This window comes from Marinibactrum halimedae, assembly GCF_021234875.1.
Classification (GTDB): domain Bacteria; phylum Pseudomonadota; class Gammaproteobacteria; order Pseudomonadales; family Cellvibrionaceae; genus Marinibactrum; species Marinibactrum halimedae.
This window is the reverse complement of sequence record NZ_JAJQVM010000005.1, coordinates 17808-35344: the sequence shown is the minus strand read 5'-3', so window position 1 is coordinate 35344 and position 17537 is coordinate 17808. Positions and strand designations below refer to the sequence as shown.

Below are 17537 nucleotides of genomic sequence, written 5' to 3'. Positions count from 1 at the left end.
ACTACGTATACACATTCGAAAAAGAACGATCTAACAAAAACGGTCAAAGCCCGGTATCATACACAGTCCGTTATCAAGGGGCTAATATGCGAATTATCAATCTCAGTGTGGACGGTATTTTTCAAGCCGCCCAACGTGGGCTGTATGACTGGCTGTCTGAGCAAGACGCCGACATCATTTGTTTACAAGATCTACGCGCCCTGGAGTATGAACTTGACCATGACATCTTTCATCCGGAAGGGTATCACGCGTATTTTTTTGACTCTGGTACCAAACATTACAACGGAGTCGCCATTTACACACGCCACCAACCTAAAGCCCTCATTTATGGGCTTGGGTTTTCAAGTGGTGTCGATATGGAAGGCCGCTACCTTCAAGCGGATTACGACAACATTAGTATAGGCTCGCTGTTGGCGCCAAGTGCCTCTTCCGAGCTGGAGTCTGTAGATGTAAAAACCAGCTTTTTTGACGACTTTCAGGCACACCTGCATAAAATTACCCGCAAGCGCCGGGAGTTTATTTTTTGCGGTAACTGGCAAATGGCTCATAAAGCCATTGATGTTCAAAACGCACAACAGAACGCCGGTAATTCAGGCTTTTTAGAGCATGAACGCCAATGGATGGACCAACTCTACAATCAAATTGGTTATGTAGATGCCTTTCGTCGAGTCAATAAAGATAACGATGAATACACTTGGTGGCCCAGCGGAGAAGTCGGAAATGGCGATGGATGGCGTACCGACCTGCAAGTGGTGTCTGAGAACCTAAAAAATCGAGTGGAGTATGGGGTTACTTACAAAAACAAGCTTTTCTCCAGTCACCTCCCCTTAATTATTGATTACGATATCGAGCTCTAACGGCTCGATATCGACATTGGGGAAACTACCCTTCCAGTGACGCCTTTTGAAGGTCATGTAATTCACTAATGCCCTTCTTGGCCATCGACAACATGGTGGCAAACTGAGCTTCCGTAAACGGATCTGCTTCAGCCGTCCCCTGAACCTCCACCAAACCACCACCTTCACACATCACAATATTCATATCCGCTTCAGCGGCACTGTCTTCGGGGTAATCCAAATCCAAGACCACTTCACCGTCGAAAATACCCACCGAAACCGCCGCAATCATATTCGGCATAGGGTGGACGTCTGCATCCGGCAACAAGCCACGCTCTTTCATAACCGCTAAGGCATCACTCAACGCCACACCGGCGCCCGTTATGGAAGCTGTTCGAGTACCACCGTCCGCTTGCAGAACATCGCAGTCAATAGTGATGGTATTTTCGCCTAAGGCCTCCAAATTCACGGCAGCCCGGAGCGATCGGCCAATTAAGCGCTGGATTTCAACGGTACGCCCACCTTGTTTACCTCGTGCGGCCTCACGCCCCATCCGAGTGCCGGTGGAGCGTGGCAACATGCCGTACTCTGCCGTTACCCAACCTCGGCCTTCGCCACGCATAAAACGAGGTACACCTTCCTCGATAGTGGCAGTACAGAGCACTTTGGTATCACCAAACTCAACGAGAACGGAACCTTCAGCGTGTTTTGTGTACTGACGAGTGAGGGTGATCTTGCGGAGCTGATCAGGCTGACGGCCACTGGGTCGTTGCATAACTAAGTCTCTTAACTGTCTATCATTGGGTCGCAAATTATAACCCACTACCAGTGTGTTACCATGACAGATTGACGGGGCAGTAATGAACTCACCCTTTTTTTTGTTTTCCTCATCATCACATAAGGATCTCACAATGCCACGCAGTATGACCGGCTTTTCTCGGCACGAAAGTCAACAACCCTGGGGAACCATCACCTGGGAAATTCGCAGCGTGAACCATCGCTACCTTGAACCTCATTTTCGACTGCCAGAAAATGCTCGTGCCTTAGAAACCCATCTGCGTGAAAAACTGCGTCATCGACTGCAACGCGGGAAAATCGAAGTTAACTTACAATTACACATGGGCTCAGACGACAATCACCTTGCCGTCAATACCAAGCTCGCTCAACAAATCATTGCCGCCGCTGACCAGCTGAATCAAATGATGGTCAATGCCGCCCCTATCGATCCACTGGAAGTTTTACGTTGGCCGGGTGTCATGGAAGAAGCCACTATCGACACCGAACTGTTCAACAAAAGCTTATTGGAAGAATTTGATTGCGCCTTGACCGGTTTAGTAGAACACAGAGAACGTGAAGGCAAAGAACTCTCCACATTGATCGAACAAAGGCTCGTCGGAGTGAGCGAACAAGTAAAGCTAGTCCGAGAGCGACTCCCAGAAATCGCCGCCAATCAGCGACAAAAGCTCACCACAAAAATTGAAGAATTATCTGTTGAAATTGATAAAGAACGCCTAGAGCAAGAAATTGTTTACCTTGCCAATAAATCCGATGTCGACGAAGAATTAGACCGCCTCGATACACACGTTACGGAAGTCAGAAATTGTTTAAAACAAAAAGGGGGCATTGGTAGGCGCTTAGATTTTTTAATGCAGGAATTAAATCGTGAGGCGAACACCCTATCTTCCAAAGCAACCGTGAGTGACACCACTCAAGCTGCCGTGGAATTAAAAGTATTAATTGAGCAAATGCGCGAGCAAGTTCAGAATATTGAATAATTTCATTTTCGAAACAAAATTTCTATCGATCATAAGTGGTCAGTCAAAGTAAAACTGACCATCTAACTTACAAATCCCCTTTAACATAGGGGAAAATCATTCATTCAAATCACATTCTTCCTTTTTTCAGAGTCTTTAAAATAGGCATCATGATTAGTCTTAGCGAAAAAATTATTCAAAAACTGTGTGGAAAAACCTATGCTCAACGAGGGAAAAATTATTTCAAAAAAGGGAATGTTCTTGACTATATTATTGAAGAAGATGATGTGATCTACGGAAGAGTATTAGGTACTCACCGCCAGACCTACGATATCACAATCGACATTGAAGATTTTTCCAGCTATTTCTCTGAATGTTCTTGCCCAGTGGGTTATAATTGCAAACATACGGCTGCAATTCTCTATGCCGTATTAGAGGAACAGTCCTCTCAAAATTTTGCAATTGATGAAGAAAAAAACATTAAACCCATTGATTCATGGATATCTGCATTTCAAAAATACAACCCTCAAACAAGCTCTTCTTCGATCTCCGAGATTAGAGCTCGGCTGTATTTCGAATTAAAATCCAGCCTAGATAAAATATTGGATTTACACATTTATGAGCAAAGACTCGGGAAATCGAGTTGGGGAAAAATTATCAATAGAGATAAAACCAGTTGGCGTAATCTATGGCCAGGAAATTTCAACTCTATAGAAAGCCAAATTGTTGAACTTGTTGCCCAAAAAAATAATCTTTTCTCACCTGAATCGATCTTCAAAAATGAAGAAGGCTTCTTAATTTTAAAGCTTTTAATAACCACAGGTCGCTGCTTTTGGCAATCACACACATCGTCAGAACCAATCCGCTTCGCAAAAACGCATAGTTTAGAGTTACACTGGGAAGAAAATAACGGGCAATTTCAGCTACATCATAACTTACCTTTAAATCAGAAAAATTTAATATTGCTACCGACGCTGCCACTTTGCGTTATTGATACCGATACTAAAGAATGTCATATTTACAGCAGCCATTTAGACAGTGACACCGTTATCGCTCTAACAAACATGCCAATATTGACACAAATGGAAGCTAGGGAACTACAATCTCACCTTAGAACATTGCCTATTACTTTTCCTTTACCTCTTGATCATGAACATACTCGAACCATCGAGACTTCACCTGTACCGATCTTAACCCTTTTAGGAGCATCACTATCGACTTTTCAAGAAAAGATACACCCGGTTGCCACATTAGAATACCGATACGATTCAGAAAGAATATCCTCTGAAGAAAAGAATCCAGTGATTCATGTCTCTAGTGACGATGAATACATTGAAATTATTCGTAATCTACAAGAAGAGAAAAACGCAGCAAGCGTGCTTTCTGAAACTTTAAGCAAAAATAATACTGAACACAATTTCAGCCTTTATCATTTTTCACCGAGTTTACCTCCATCAGTTAGCGCACTGCTGTGGCATGAATTTATTTATGACATTTTGCCAACACTAAAAAATCAGGGTTGGGAAGTTCATATTGACGATAGCTTTCCTCTGAAGTTCAGTCACAGTAGTAACTTTAATGGTCATGTACAACACGGTCTGGATTGGTTCAGTGTAGGACTGGATGTTGTCATTGACGGACATACCGTACCACTATTGCCTATTTTACACTCTTGGTTAAAAAACCAAAACAATAGCACTTCTGCACCACTCTTAGTCGAAGTAAAAGAAAATCACTGGCTTACCTTTTCCGAAGAAAGCCTAGCCCCTATTACTAATGTGCTCATTGAGCTATATGATAACGAATCTCAATTATCACCAGATGGAGAACTGACTCTTCCAAAATCACGCAGCCTATCTTTACTCACGTTACAAAAAAACTTGAGTGAGGACCAGAAAGAAACTCTCTGGAAAGGCGATAAAGAGATTAAAAAATTAGCGCACAAGTTGAAAGATTTCTCAGGGATTAAGGAAGTTGCACCCCCAAAACGTTTACAGGCAACATTGAGAGATTATCAACAAAAAGGCCTTAACTGGCTTCAATTTCTCACAGATTTTGGGTTTTCAGGTATATTAGCCGATGACATGGGGCTGGGAAAAACTTTACAAACTATTGCTCATTTAGCCAAACTGAAAGAGCGGCGAAAACTTAGCCGATGCGCACTTATTGTGGCTCCGACCAGTTTACTCGGAAATTGGATGGGTGAACTCAGGCGTTTTGCCCCACACTTGAACTCTCATTGCCATTATGGATCTCAGCGACATGAAGAAACTTCTGATATTTTACAATATAATATTATCGTCACAAGTTATTCTATTTTAACAAGAGATATTGAGGTTCTTTCTCCTATTGACTTCAACATTGTAGTGCTTGATGAAGCCCAATACATAAAAAACCCAAATGCACAAATATCCCAATCTGTCCGCTTACTTAAGAGCGATTCAAAACTTTGTTTAACTGGAACCCCTCTTGAAAATCACCTAGGTGAGCTTTGGTCTCAATTTGATTTTTTGATGCATGGTTTTTTAGGCTCTCAATCCAGCTTCAAAAAACTGTTCAGAAATCCGATAGAACAGCATAACAACCATGCTAGACAACAAGAACTCAATCATCGAATAAAACCTTTTCTATTGCGACGTACAAAAAACAATGTTGTCAAAGAGCTGCCTCCTAAAACCGAAATTGTACACAAAATTGCTCTCCCTCCCGCCCAAAGAAAATTATACGAATCAATTCGAATTACAATGGAGAAAAAGATTCGTGATTTAATGGAAAAAAAAGGATTAGCCAGAAGCCACATAGAAATATTAGATGCACTACTCAAAATGAGACAAGCTTGCTGCCACCCCCAACTGCTCAGCATTCCATCTGCGAAAAAACAAAAAAAATCGGCAAAATTAACCTTCTTAATGGAAATACTCCCTGAAATGATCAGCGAGGGCCGTAAAATTTTAATCTTCTCACAATTTACATCCATGCTAGACCATATAGCAAAAGAGTTAGAGAAATCTAAAATAGATTACACAATGCTTACAGGAAAAACTCGCAAACGTGATAAAGTAATCCAATCGTTTCAAACCGAAGTTATTCCCGTTTTTCTCATTAGTCTAAAAGCAGGGGGAGTCGGCCTTAATTTAACTGAAGCAGATACTGTTATTCACTTTGATCCATGGTGGAACCCTGCCGCAGAAGCACAAGCCACGGATAGAGCACACAGAATAGGGCAAGACAAACCTGTTTTCGTTTACAAACTGATTGCCGAAGACACTATCGAAGAAAAAATACTCAGCTTACAAGAACGAAAGCAAGCGATTGCCGATGCAGTATACGAAAGTAATAACAATAAAACTACTAGCATCAGTTCTGAAGAGCTTTTGAATTTATTGACAGATTCTCCACTGGAACCTTCTGCAGATTAATTTGATATACACTAATAATACACAAACTCATCTTAAGTAGAAAACTATGCCCATTTGGATCGACGCCGACGCTTGCCCCAATGCCGTTAAACAAATTCTATTCCGCGCAGCAGAAAGGACGGGGGTGGAGATGACTTTCGTTGCTAACCAGACCGTCTCGCACCCTCCATTTAAGAGTATCCGTGCTCTGCGTGTAGAACCCGGTTTTGATGTGGCTGATAATTTTATAGCTCAAAGCGCAGAAGCGAATGATTTAGTTATCACATCCGACATTCCTTTGGCGTCAGAAGTGATTGATAAAGGGGCGGTGGTGATTAACTTTCGTGGTGAATCTCTAACGAAAGCGAACATCAAAGCGCGGCTCAATATGCGGGATTTTATGGACACCCTTCGTAGCAGCGGTATCAATAGCGGTGGGCCACCGCCGTTTGGTCAGCAGGAGAAACAAGCTTTTGCCAACCAGCTTGATCGGTGGTTGGCGAAGCACCAATAAAGGCATAAAGACTGGTCATTTCTGATAAAGGCAAAACTTCTTTATAGCACAGCTGAAAAATTAGCTGTGTGCCATTAACAAATCACACAATGGGTTATTAATATAGTAATTGCCTTTACCTATTTTTTGTTTTTCCAGAAACCCTTTCTCAACCAATTGCTCTAGATATTTCGTCGCAGTAATACGAGATACATTTAAATCATCCACAACAAATTCTATTTTGGTATACGGGTGATTAAACATATTGTTAAGTAAATCTTGCCGGTATATTTTTGGTAATTCATCACGCATACGATGCTTGGTTGACGACATAAGTGTTTTCATTTCTTGTATTAAAGAAATAGTGTTTCGAGCCGTTTCAGTCACCCCTTGCAGAATATATAAAAACCACGATTCCCAATCCTCTGCATCACTCACCCTTTGCAATTGATCGTAATATTCAGATTTATGATGAATAATAAATCGGCTTAGATACAGAACAGGTAAATTCAATAAATCTTTCGCTACAAGATACAAAATATTGAGAATTCTCCCAGTTCTACCGTTACCATCATAAAACGGGTGAATACTTTCAAATTGATGGTGAATAATCGCCATTTTAATGAGTGGATCTAAGCCACATAATTCATCATCATTAATATAATGAATCAAGTTATCCATTAATTTTTCAATGTCATCCGCATGCTGTGGGGGAGTATACACAACCTCACCAGTACGAGAGTTTTTTAAGTCTGTACCAGGTAGCCGTCTTAAGCCTGCCCGATTATGTTCAAGATGTTGCTGTATTTCTAATACATCAGACAAACGAATGAGTTTTTGTTGCCTTACCACTTGAAAGCCATATCTAAGCGCATAAGCGTAATCTTGCACTTCTTTAGCGGCAGGGTTTACTTTAGCTTCACTAAACACACCCGCTTTGTACAATTCATCGTGCGTGGTCACAATGTTTTCTACTTCAGAACTGTCTTTCGCTTCCTGTAAAGAGAGGGTGTTGATCAAAATAGCCTCATTCGGAATACTGGCTGCAACGCCTTTCAACTCCCCAAGATACCGATGAGCCTCGGCCGTTTTACGTAATACAGCGGAGGTTTCCCACTTTTCTACCCCAATGATAGGTAACATGCCAATCGTATAGGACATATCAATAAAACCCTGAAAACTATGCATACACTCACAAGATACATATAGAAAGTTTAGAAATCTATACATATAACTAAAATCATATATAGAAAATTAAAAAATCTATACATAAAATAGGCGATAGATCTACAGAATCAATAGCAGCCCGTTAGCACCCTATGGCAGCTTATTCACTTTTTATTCATACAAACTGCATTCTAATTTTGAAAATTAGACCCAGAGATACGTTAAGAACAAAAATATGGCCAATTTCAATACCCACCTCGCTGGCGCTGCCGTTGTTGCCGGCATCACCGTTTCCGGCGCTTTGAGCTTTCAACTTATCACCATTGGGCAAGCGGCCACCTTGTGGTTAGTGGGTATGCTCGGCGGTATTATGCCGGATGTGGACTCCGACAATTCCCACGCTGTCTCCGCCATGTTTACCGGGCTCGGGGCTTTGGCCTCTTTTCTTACTGCCCAAAAATTAGCAGGGCTACCTTTGCTTACTATTTGGCTAGCAATGATGGCCGCGTTTTTTATTGTGCGGGTACCGCTCATTTGGGTTTTTAAAGAATTGACCGTTCATCGAGGGGCTTTTCATTCATTGATCGCGGCGGTCAGTTTTGGATTAGGTACCACTTTTTTTAGTTATAAAATTTTTGCAGCCTCAATCAATTACGCTTGGGCCATTGGGTTTATGATGTTTGTCGGGTACATCACCCACTTACTGTTGGATGAATTGTATTCGGTTGATTTATCGGGAATGACCATCAAACGATCTTTCGGGACGGCAATAAAACCCATTGATTTAGACAGCATCCCTGCGTCGATTGTATTTGCTTTAGTTGCTTTTGGATCTTGGTGGTTTATGCCAACATCCAGTTATTCCTTTGCATCAATTCCAAGTTTTTCTAACTTAAAAGGACTAATGCTAGGAACATAAACATTAAGATTCTCAAAAGAAATTCTGAAAATGAAAAAAATAATCACTTTTTTAATTACTTTTTCACTAATTATTATTTTGTTCTATTTTTTCGGCCCGACAACATTGTGCTTACCGAAATCTGATAATAAACAAACAACGCTCACAACGGGGGAAATCAATCCCCAGCCTGAATCGCGGTTAATGCAATGGTAAACACAATATCATCTACTAACGCACCACGGCTCAAATCATTCACCGGTTTATTCATACCTTGCAACATCGGCCCGATACTGACTAAGTCGGCACTTCGTTGCACTGCCTTGTAAGTGGTATTACCGGTATTTAAATCGGGGAAAATAAATACCGTCGCTTGACCGGCCACAGGGCTGTTGGGGGCCTTTTTCTGGGCGACGTTTTCCATAATGGCGGCGTCGTATTGCAATGGGCCGTCGATGGTTAAATCTGGGCGCTTTTGCTGGGCTATTTTGGTGGCCGCTTTGACTTTTTCTACGTCCGCACCGGTACCAGACTCACCCGTACTGTAACTGATCATGGCGACTTTAGGGTCGATGCCGAATCGTTTGGCGGAGTCTGCCGATTGAATGGCAATGTCAGCCAGTTGCTCGGCATCCGGGTCGGGGTTAATGGCACAGTCCCCATACACCAATACTTGCTCGGGCAAGAGCATAAAGAAAATGGACGATACCAACGACGAACCCGGTGCGGTTTTGACTAATTGCAGGGCAGGGCGGATGGTATTGGCGGTGGTATTCACAGCGCCTGAAACCAGACCATCGACATCCCCTTGTTGCAACATCATGGTACCGAGTACGACGTTATCCAACAGTTGTTCTTCGGCAACCACATCGGTTAACCCTTTGTGTTTTCGCAATTCCACCATTGGCGCAACGTATTTTTGCCGAATGGATTCCGGCTCAACAATTTGCACACGCTCACCCAGTTCCACCCCTTGCTGTTCTGCGATACGAAGAATTTCCTCGCGCTCACCCAATAAGATACAGGTGGCTATGTCACGCTCGGCACAGTAGGCAGCGGCTTTAATTGTTCTCGGTTCGTCACCCTCTGGTAGCACAATGGTTTTATTGGCCGCTCGTGCACTTTGTACCAATTTATATCGAAACGCGGGGGGTGATAATCGTAAACTGCGTGCCGTACCGCGCGTTAAGGTGGTAATCCAGTCGCTTTCAATACAGGACGCCGTGTGGTCCATCATGCGATTCAATCGTTGATCGTCATCGGCCGGAATTTCTAAATTAAATGCCTGTAAATTCAGTGCCGTTTGCCAGGTATTATCGGGGACGCGCATGACGGGTAAACCCGTTGCGAAGGCTTGTTGGCATAGTTCGATAACGCTTGGGGCAGGCTCGTAACTGCCGGTTAATAACAGTGCGCCAATTTTGGTGCCGCTCACTGCCGCCAAACAGGCAGAAACAATCACGTCACTGCGATCTGCCGAAATCACTAATAAGGCACCCGGTTTTAAAACGCTGACCATATTATGAATTTCACGAGCACAAAAATGCACACTGCGTAAACGACGATGCTCGTAATCACCGGCATTAATAAATTCTGCGTGCAGGTATTTTCGTAAGTCTTGAACCCGTGGGGCTAATAAATCAGGCTCCCAACGAATGGCCCCGAGTAATGAGAATTTTTTATGAAAAATCGGTAATTGTTTTAATGCTTCTACCGCGCGCTCATGCTCATCGTTAGAGCCGCCTTCTAAACTCACGGTTTCTTGTAGGTCTAGTCGAAGTCGCCCTTTTTCATCCAATGGTGCGCCTATTTTATTAAAAATACAGCCCATCACTTTACGACTGCGATGGCCGCCGTAATTATCGGCCACGATTTCTAAAGTATCGTTGATTTGATTTTTGGTTTGGCCACCGGGGTTGGCGACCAACACCATTCGTGCATCCAACGCATTGGCCACCGCACGATTCACACGCACAGCATAAGGGTAACGAGGATTCGACACCAACCCTTCAATCACCGTAATATCTTCACCGTTATAGGCGTTTTCATAACGGGCAATAATTTCTTCTTGCAGCTCGTCCAGCTTGTCTTTACTCATCATGTCTTCCACCATCGCTGGACGAATGGGCTCGGCGGGGTTCAAATTGGCAATGCGTGTCACAATAGCACTGGAGAGTTCTTCTCCTTCGGCTTGGCCATGGCGGGGTTGCGCAACGGGTTTGAAAAAATTCACACTCAACCCTTGTTGATGCATGGCTCTTACCAAACCCAAACTAGCGGTGGTTAAACCCACGCTACGACCGGCGGGAATCAACATAATTCGGCGCGGCATATTCACCTCATAAAAAATAGCGTCATCGAGGCCGTGTAGACCTCAAAAAATCGAAAACGAATGGTGGCCGTTGATGAAAAATCGATAGCAAGCGGCCAATAAAAATAAAAAGGCTGAGGTAAAAACGCGATTACACGTATTGCATCGCGTCTTGTGCAATTACCCACTCTTCGTTTGTGGCAATCACCAATGTGTTGTGGCTGCCTTCTTGATGAATCGGCCCAGACTGCCCAAAGCGCATGGCGGTGTTTTTATCGGCATCCACTGCAAAACCCAAATGGGAAAGATACTTGAGCGTATCGGCACGCAATCGATCTGAGTTTTCACCAATGCCCCCGGTGAAGACCAATGCATCCAGCGGCCCTGCAGAAACCAAATATGAACCGATGTATTTCGCCAAACGATAACTGAAAATCGTTAAGGCAAGATTCGCCAACTCATGGCCTTGTTCGGCTTGCTCTTCCAACGTTCGACAATCGTTACTTAACTGGGAAATACCCAACAAACCCGATTCTTTATTGAGCATGGCCGTTACCGCTTTTTCGCTATAGCCCAGCTGTTCAATTAAAAAGGTCGGTAAACTTGGGTCGATGTCCCCACAACGAGTGCCCATCACCAAACCTTCGAGCGGCGTAAAACCGAGGCTGGTATCCACCGCACGGCCTTGATGAATGGACGCGATACTGCACCCGTTACCTAAATGCGCAGTAATCAAATTGCATTGTTCATAAGGCTTACTCAGCATTTCGGCGGCTTTGTGGCTCACAAAATAATGGCTGGAGCCATGGAAGCCATATCGACGAATACCGTGCTTTTGGTACAACTCGTAGGGTAGGGCATAGAGGTAGGCGTGTTTTGGCATGGTTTGAAAAAATGCCGTATCAAACACCGCAACATGGGGTAGATTCGGGAAGGCCGCCTCCGCACTTTCAATACCCGATAAATTCGCCGGGTTATGCAACGGTGCCATATGGGCGGTTTCACGAATGGCGCTTTTCACGTCATCGTTAATTAATACCGATTGAGTGAAGGTTTCACCACCGTGCACGACACGATGCCCTACCGCCACCAAACTGTTTTGCAACTCTTGATACGCTTCTAAGGCCAACTCGATGGCATTCAACGCTTGTTGGTGAGTGGCATTGGCATCAATCGGGCAGGCTTTTTTCTCGCCATTCACCTTGATGGTCAGTTTTGCGTCGTCATTCCCTAAGCTTTCTGCCAAACCAGACAGGGCCGCATCACCGGTTGCCGCCTCAATAATGGCAAATTTAATGGAAGAACTGCCGCAATTTAACACCAATACCATTTTGTTCATAAAAGTCTATACGCCCTGAAAATAATCCGAGTAACCATAAAACGAAAAGCCGCTGTCAAGAAAGTGGAAAGCAGCGGCCATAACACATACTGAAATGACGGGAAATTCTACACTATTTTTAATCAGAAACATTTAGATGACGTCTGAATTTTTTCGTCAACCATTGAGTTGAAAGGCCCTCAAAAAGCACTCAGACTTCGCGGAAAATGCCAATACATTCACTTGCATTGTTCGCCATGGATTTCATTAACTCGATAGCCGCTTTTTTTCGTTCATCACACAATAATGGTAGACGTTTTATCCAAACCAGTTTAATCGCCCCCACCTCATTTACTGCTCTGAGGAATGGGGTTTTAAACATGACTCTGGTTATCATGGTGTTCTTACTGAGTGAAAATTCGTTCGCGAATTCTAAACAAGCTCAAGCCGCCTCCATTGAAACCAACACCAGAGACTTCCTCACAGATCGAATAAGCCTGCGTTTTCAACGTTTATCTGTAGAGGATGGGCTCCCGACTCAATCGCTCAAAGACATTGTGGAATACCGGAACGATATTTGGCTAGCCTCCTATTCAGGAGTAGTACGCTATGACGGCTATACATTGAAGACCTATTCCAATGAATGGAATAACCCAAAAAGCCTTCACAATAACTTGACGACAAAACTCTTCGTTGACGGACAAAATCAACTGTGGGTATGTGGAGCAGGGGCCATTCAGAGATTCAATTCGCCTTCCGATGACTTCACGGTTTTTCCCTTTTCCACCGCGAAGAATAAAACCCATTCAACGGATCAAAAAGAAGCCGTCTGCGCGTCGATAGCAGAAGATGAAGAGGGAAAACTTTGGGTCGCCACCACCGAAGGTTTATTGGTCTGGCACTCTGATGATGAACCACTGACTTGGGTCGAGAGCACCCGTGGCAATAGCTACATTGATGTTGCCATTGGTCCAGACAATACAGTGTTCATCGCGTCTGTGAATAAAGGCGAGGGATTATTTCAATTTGATACAAACACCCACACCCTCACACAATTAAAACAACCAACCATTGCTCCTGATGAGCAGTACGGTATTTACGCCATCAGCTCCTCACCTACTGGCAAATTTTGGGCAGCCTCTTATGGCGCGGGCCCGTTGAAAGTGAACAATCAGTCGATCACTTCTGGGTTGGTATCTCTTGAAACAACAACGCTCAAACTTAACGACACATCTCATGCCCGAGCACTGAATAAAGCTTATGTTCAAGATCTTTATTTCCACGACAACAATGTTTGGATCTCGACACGCAATCAGGGCTTATTTTTGCTCGACCACGATAACACTCTCAAAAAAATAGAGATCAATACAGACATTAACCGCCCCAATCAATCTCTGAATATTCAAGATATTCATATCGATAAAGAAGGCATTATATGGCTCGCCACCTTTGACGGCTTGTATTACGCCGAGCTACGCACTCAAGCGGCGCATTGGAATAACGTACCGGGTTTTTCTAACATCGGTGATGTGCAAATTTCCGATTTTGCCGAGAACGATGATGACTTCTGGATCAGCACCATAGGAAAAGGGATTTTAAAAATTCCGAATCATCGCACTTCGCAAAATATTCCTTCAGAACATTTATCGATACAAAACCCATCGGTCAGTGGGCTGCGCAGCAATCGAATTCGCTCAATGTTGATCACTCGAAAGGACCAGCTGTGGGTTGCTACGGATCAGGGTACGCAATTTCTTCCCTCAACCTTACCGACAAGTGAGGGTTACTCGTTTCAATCTTTGCAAGATCGATCGTCGAACATCATCACGCGGTACAGTTCAACGTTGTTCGAAGATCGGCAACAACGCGTGTGGGTGGGATACCAAGACAGTGTCGCTGTTTATGACGATCAGGGTTTCGAAATTCAACGATTCGATACCCTCGCCAATGGCCCAATTATGAGCATCACCCAAACATCTGATGGAATGATTTGGATTGGATCGTTAGCCGGAGGAGTAGCTTATATTCACGAATCACTGTCTCACAGTGGGCGGCTGATATCTGACACCACAAAATCTGGCGAGTCTCAACCAAGTAGGAACAAAGCGCCCTATAACCAACAAGTCTTCGCCATTGCAAACACCCCCAATACTCATCAACTTATTCTTGGCACCAGTACAGGGTTACAGCGCATTGATACACAAACAGGGCAAAGGCTTCCTCCAGTTCGTGCGGATAGTGGTCTTGGTAAAATTCTGAGCATTGAGAGAGTCGATGAGCACCTGTATTGGGTTTCAACCGAAACCCAACTGGCCATCTACGATTTCGAACAAAACCGTGTACTAACGCATTTTGAAAAACACGATGGCCTTCAACCCGGCGCCTTTGTGCACGGGGCGAGTTACTTAAGCCAATCAGGCACGTTGTATTTTGGGGGCAAACGTGGGCTGAATTATTTTTCCCCCACACAGCTGAAAAAAAATGCCTATCTTGCAACGACAACCTTATCTGCGGAATTTTTTGATACCAACAACGATACACCGGCTCACACGATCTCTGCGAAAGGTTTAACCAACACTGTCGAAGTATCGTCAACGCACAATAACGTCAGCTTCGAATTCGCCTCTTCTTCAAAGGCAAACCCAGCGCATAATCGCTTTCGTTTTCAACTGCTTGGGTATGACTCGATGCCGCAAGTGCTTCCGGCTGGTCAACGCCAAGTTCGTTATACCAATTTACCTCCAGGCCAATACACCGCGACTGCACAGGCGAGCAATAACTCCGGCGTTTGGGGCGTGCCGCAATCATTTCGCTTTTACATTGAAACCCCAATTTGGATGCGTTGGTACGCTTGGCTCACGTATGGCGCGCTCAACGTTGGGTTCATGTTTTTCATCTTAAAACTCCGTCAACGCCACATCATCGCCACAAACCGAAAATTACAAGAACGCGTGGACTCACAAACTTCTGAATTGGAATCTAAGAACACGCAGCTAGAGCAGCTACTTCATTATAAAGAAGAGTTTATGGCCAATGTCGCTCATGAACTTAAAACACCACTCACGTTGATGTTAGGCACAGTAAAAAGCCAGAGGGAAGGACAAGAAAAAGCATCCTTAATGCAACGGTTTATTCACCGAATGAATGTGTTAATCGACAGCATGATTGCTCTTTCTACACCTTATGAAAAAACGGGGAGTCGCACTACACAACGCTTTTATGCCCATGAATGGGTGGCATTTTATTGTGACGCCTACGCTCGTTTACTTACACCACAACGATTGCAACTACAACAAAATGTATCGGCAGTGGTAGAGGTTGAAAAAGACACGCTCGATACCATCATCACCAATTTACTGAACAATGCGGTGAAGTATTCTCCGAATGACTCTGCCATTACGGTAGAAACTTATGTGAAAACAGCATCCTCATTTAACCCTTCGCCATCCCTATTTTGGTCTTTTTCAGTGACCAACACTGGCAATAAAATTCACCCCGAGAAACTCAATGCGATCTTTGAGCGGTATGTACGGCTAGGGGAGCACAACAATACTTTTGGCTTAGGCTTAGGGTTGCCCTTGGTAAAACAACTCTCCGAACAATGTGGCGGTGGCGTCACAATTGATTCAAATGAACAACATACTCGCGTGACGGTTCACCTTCCCGTAGCGAGCGAATCAAAAGAATCATTACGTCATTCTAAAAAAACGCCTGTTGTATCGATTAATAATATCGACACGGAACAGATCAATGAAGCGCATATCGCCCCTTTGCTCGGTTTGGATGTTTCTTCAACACACCCTTGCCCAGAGCCACCTTCACACGCCGTTGAGCAATACGATGACAAAGAAACCAACCTGATTTACTGCGTGGATGACAACGAATATTTATTGGCACAGCTTAATGAACAGCTCTCACCACACTTTGAAGTCAACACCTTTCAAAATCCGATTACGGCGTTTGAACATGCGCAGCAAACGCTTCCTGATCTGATTATTTCGGATGTGATGATGCCTCAGTTAAGTGGATTTGAGTTGGTTCGTCGTTGTCGCCGTCATGAATTGCTTTCACATATTCCCATTATTTTGCTTACCGCAAAAAATGATCGTGCCAGCCACAACGAAGGGCTCTTGTCTCTGGCCGACGACTACATCACCAAGCCTTATGAGCCGCAATTATTACGTGTGAAGGTCGATGCATTAATTCAATTACGTTCTCTGCTCCGACGTACGTTTAGTACATCTATTAGTACACCGATTAGTACATCAATCGGCGTCTCTTCTTCACACACTGCCACGGCGAATGACTCTGAACTCACGCCTAATGACGCCTCAAAACCCTCCATCCAAGTCATGCAGAATTGCGCGCCACAAGAGCGAGAATTTCTGCAACGCGTCATTCAAAAACTAAAAAAGAATTTATCCGACAATGCATACGGAGTTAAAGAACTGAGCCAAGATTTACACCTGTCAGAGTCGCAATTACGACGCAAACTAAAAGGGATTTCTGGTTACACACCACAAGAAATTCTGAAACTATTGCGAATTGAAACCGCAGCTCATTTCATCACCTCAGGACACTCCCTGAAAGAAGCGGCCTTCAGCGCTGGGTTTTCAAGCCCTTCTCACATGGGATCCAGTTTTAAAGCCTATTTTGGGCTCACCCCCAAACAGTACGCCGAACAATCCCATCACACACAACCGATTGCCCAACCCACGACGTAGCGAGATGCTTTGCTATTTCAGAGGTTTTATCAAATATCGTGCATTCTCTATCAGACACCGAGCATCGCCAACACATCAGTAACGGCGGGCCTTAGACTCCCATCGTCGCCTAACACAATCCGGCGACGAATCAGTATTTAACACTGTCATACATCAATAAAAATGGAGTTCTAGGTTATGCGCCGTTTTATCAAACAATCAGTGTCTGTTTTAGGGTTAACTATTTTAGGGTTCATGGGAGTTTTAGGGTTCATGGGAGTGGCGTCTGCCACCGCCGATGAAATTTACTCAAAGAATGGCGAAATTAAGGTAGAAAACGATTTGGCCGCCACAGACACCAGCGCCATTCGTTGCGCTGGAACATGGACATTAAGCTGTATCTGGCCAAGTGATTGTCGCTATGTCGCCACCTCAACGGGGTTTGTGAAAAACGATTGCGAAGTGCATTGGAATAAAAATGAACCCGATGAAAACCGTGGCTGTGGTTACACGAAAACACCCGATAACTTACACGCTAGGTGGTATGACTTTAACCCTTCCACTGGCTGCCCAGGGCGGGCGTTTGTCTTTGAAACCGGCCAGGAGTTTGAAGTAATCATCCACTAAAGATCTCACTTTCTCTCTAATAGGCACTGCAC

12 protein-coding genes are annotated in these 17537 nt (G+C 44.1%); 7 read left to right on the top strand and 5 right to left on the bottom strand.

What is annotated here, in order from left to right; genetic code table 11:
- Positions 1-86 precede the first annotated feature (86 nt).
- Entirely contained in the window at positions 87-857 is a 771-nt protein-coding gene (locus LU351_RS04295) for an exodeoxyribonuclease III (RefSeq protein WP_232592820.1), read from the top strand.
- 25 nt (positions 858-882) lie between these two features.
- Here the strand turns inward: LU351_RS04295 and rph are convergent, their stop codons facing one another.
- Positions 883-1611 (bottom strand): ribonuclease PH, encoded by a 729-nt coding sequence (gene rph, locus LU351_RS04290; RefSeq protein ID WP_232592819.1) that lies wholly within the window; start codon positions 1609-1611, stop codon positions 883-885.
- 136 nt (positions 1612-1747) lie between these two features.
- On the opposite strand from rph, the gene LU351_RS04285 reads away from it, so the two are divergent.
- From LU351_RS04285 to LU351_RS04275, 3 genes are all read left to right on the top strand, one after another.
- Positions 1748-2611, top strand: coding sequence for a YicC/YloC family endoribonuclease (locus LU351_RS04285; RefSeq protein WP_232592818.1), 864 nt, complete (start codon positions 1748-1750; stop codon positions 2609-2611).
- Between the two features lie 149 nt (positions 2612-2760).
- A complete protein-coding gene (locus LU351_RS04280; RefSeq protein ID WP_232592817.1) occupies positions 2761-6009 on the top strand; it encodes a DEAD/DEAH box helicase in 3249 nt (1082 codons plus the stop codon).
- Positions 6010-6055: 46 nt separating this feature from the next.
- Entirely contained in the window at positions 6056-6502 is a 447-nt protein-coding gene (locus LU351_RS04275; protein WP_232592816.1) for a YaiI/YqxD family protein, read from the top strand.
- A 60-nt stretch (positions 6503-6562) separates the two neighbouring features.
- On the opposite strand, the gene LU351_RS04270 is transcribed toward LU351_RS04275, so the two are convergent.
- Complete coding sequence (locus LU351_RS04270; RefSeq protein WP_232592815.1) at positions 6563-7669, bottom strand: Fic family protein; 1107 nt, start codon at positions 7667-7669, stop codon at positions 6563-6565.
- Between the two features lie 214 nt (positions 7670-7883).
- On the opposite strand from LU351_RS04270, the gene LU351_RS04265 reads away from it, so the two are divergent.
- On the top strand, positions 7884-8567 hold the full coding sequence (locus LU351_RS04265; protein ID WP_232592814.1) for a metal-dependent hydrolase: 684 nt from the start codon (positions 7884-7886) through the stop codon (positions 8565-8567).
- 157 nt (positions 8568-8724) lie between these two features.
- Here the strand turns inward: LU351_RS04265 and pta are convergent, their stop codons facing one another.
- From pta to LU351_RS04250, 3 genes are all read right to left on the bottom strand, one after another.
- The gene (gene pta, locus LU351_RS04260; protein WP_232592813.1) at positions 8725-10878 is read right to left on the bottom strand and encodes a phosphate acetyltransferase; all 2154 of its coding nucleotides are present in this window, start codon (positions 10876-10878) and stop codon (positions 8725-8727) included.
- 130 nt (positions 10879-11008) lie between these two features.
- Positions 11009-12196 carry an acetate kinase gene (locus tag LU351_RS04255; RefSeq protein WP_232592812.1) on the bottom strand — a complete coding sequence of 396 codons (1188 nt, stop codon included), beginning with the start codon at positions 12194-12196 and terminating at the stop codon, positions 11009-11011.
- 190 nt (positions 12197-12386) lie between these two features.
- Positions 12387-12557, bottom strand: a complete 171-nt coding sequence (locus tag LU351_RS04250; protein WP_232592811.1) for a hypothetical protein — start codon at positions 12555-12557, stop codon at positions 12387-12389.
- Here LU351_RS04250 and LU351_RS04245 point away from each other — a divergent pair.
- Both LU351_RS04245 and LU351_RS04240 read left to right on the top strand, forming a co-directional pair.
- The gene (locus LU351_RS04245) at positions 12556-16899 is read left to right on the top strand and encodes a response regulator (protein ID WP_232592810.1); all 4344 of its coding nucleotides are present in this window, start codon (positions 12556-12558) and stop codon (positions 16897-16899) included. The two genes, LU351_RS04250 and LU351_RS04245, sit on opposite strands and share 2 nt — an antisense overlap.
- Positions 16900-17076: 177 nt before the next feature.
- Positions 17077-17505 carry a hypothetical protein gene (locus tag LU351_RS04240; RefSeq protein ID WP_232592809.1) on the top strand — a complete coding sequence of 143 codons (429 nt, stop codon included), beginning with the start codon at positions 17077-17079 and terminating at the stop codon, positions 17503-17505.
- The last annotated feature ends 32 nt before the right edge of the window (positions 17506-17537 follow it).

Coding starts and splice junctions, on each gene's coding strand:
- LU351_RS04240 (WP_232592809.1), top strand. CDS start 17,077: ATGCGCCGTTTTATCAAACAATCAGTGTCTGTTTTAGGGTTAACTATT.
- rph (WP_232592819.1), bottom strand. CDS start 1,611: ATGCAACGACCCAGTGGCCGTCAGCCTGATCAGCTCCGCAAGATCACC.
- LU351_RS04245 (WP_232592810.1), top strand. CDS start 12,556: ATGACTCTGGTTATCATGGTGTTCTTACTGAGTGAAAATTCGTTCGCG.
- LU351_RS04250 (WP_232592811.1), bottom strand. CDS start 12,557: ATGTTTAAAACCCCATTCCTCAGAGCAGTAAATGAGGTGGGGGCGATT.
- LU351_RS04255 (WP_232592812.1), bottom strand. CDS start 12,196: ATGAACAAAATGGTATTGGTGTTAAATTGCGGCAGTTCTTCCATTAAA.
- pta (WP_232592813.1), bottom strand. CDS start 10,878: ATGCCGCGCCGAATTATGTTGATTCCCGCCGGTCGTAGCGTGGGTTTA.
- LU351_RS04270 (WP_232592815.1), bottom strand. CDS start 7,669: ATGCATAGTTTTCAGGGTTTTATTGATATGTCCTATACGATTGGCATG.
- LU351_RS04280 (WP_232592817.1), top strand. CDS start 2,761: ATGATTAGTCTTAGCGAAAAAATTATTCAAAAACTGTGTGGAAAAACC.
- LU351_RS04295 (WP_232592820.1), top strand. CDS start 87: ATGCGAATTATCAATCTCAGTGTGGACGGTATTTTTCAAGCCGCCCAA.
- LU351_RS04265 (WP_232592814.1), top strand. CDS start 7,884: ATGGCCAATTTCAATACCCACCTCGCTGGCGCTGCCGTTGTTGCCGGC.
- LU351_RS04275 (WP_232592816.1), top strand. CDS start 6,056: ATGCCCATTTGGATCGACGCCGACGCTTGCCCCAATGCCGTTAAACAA.
- LU351_RS04285 (WP_232592818.1), top strand. CDS start 1,748: ATGCCACGCAGTATGACCGGCTTTTCTCGGCACGAAAGTCAACAACCC.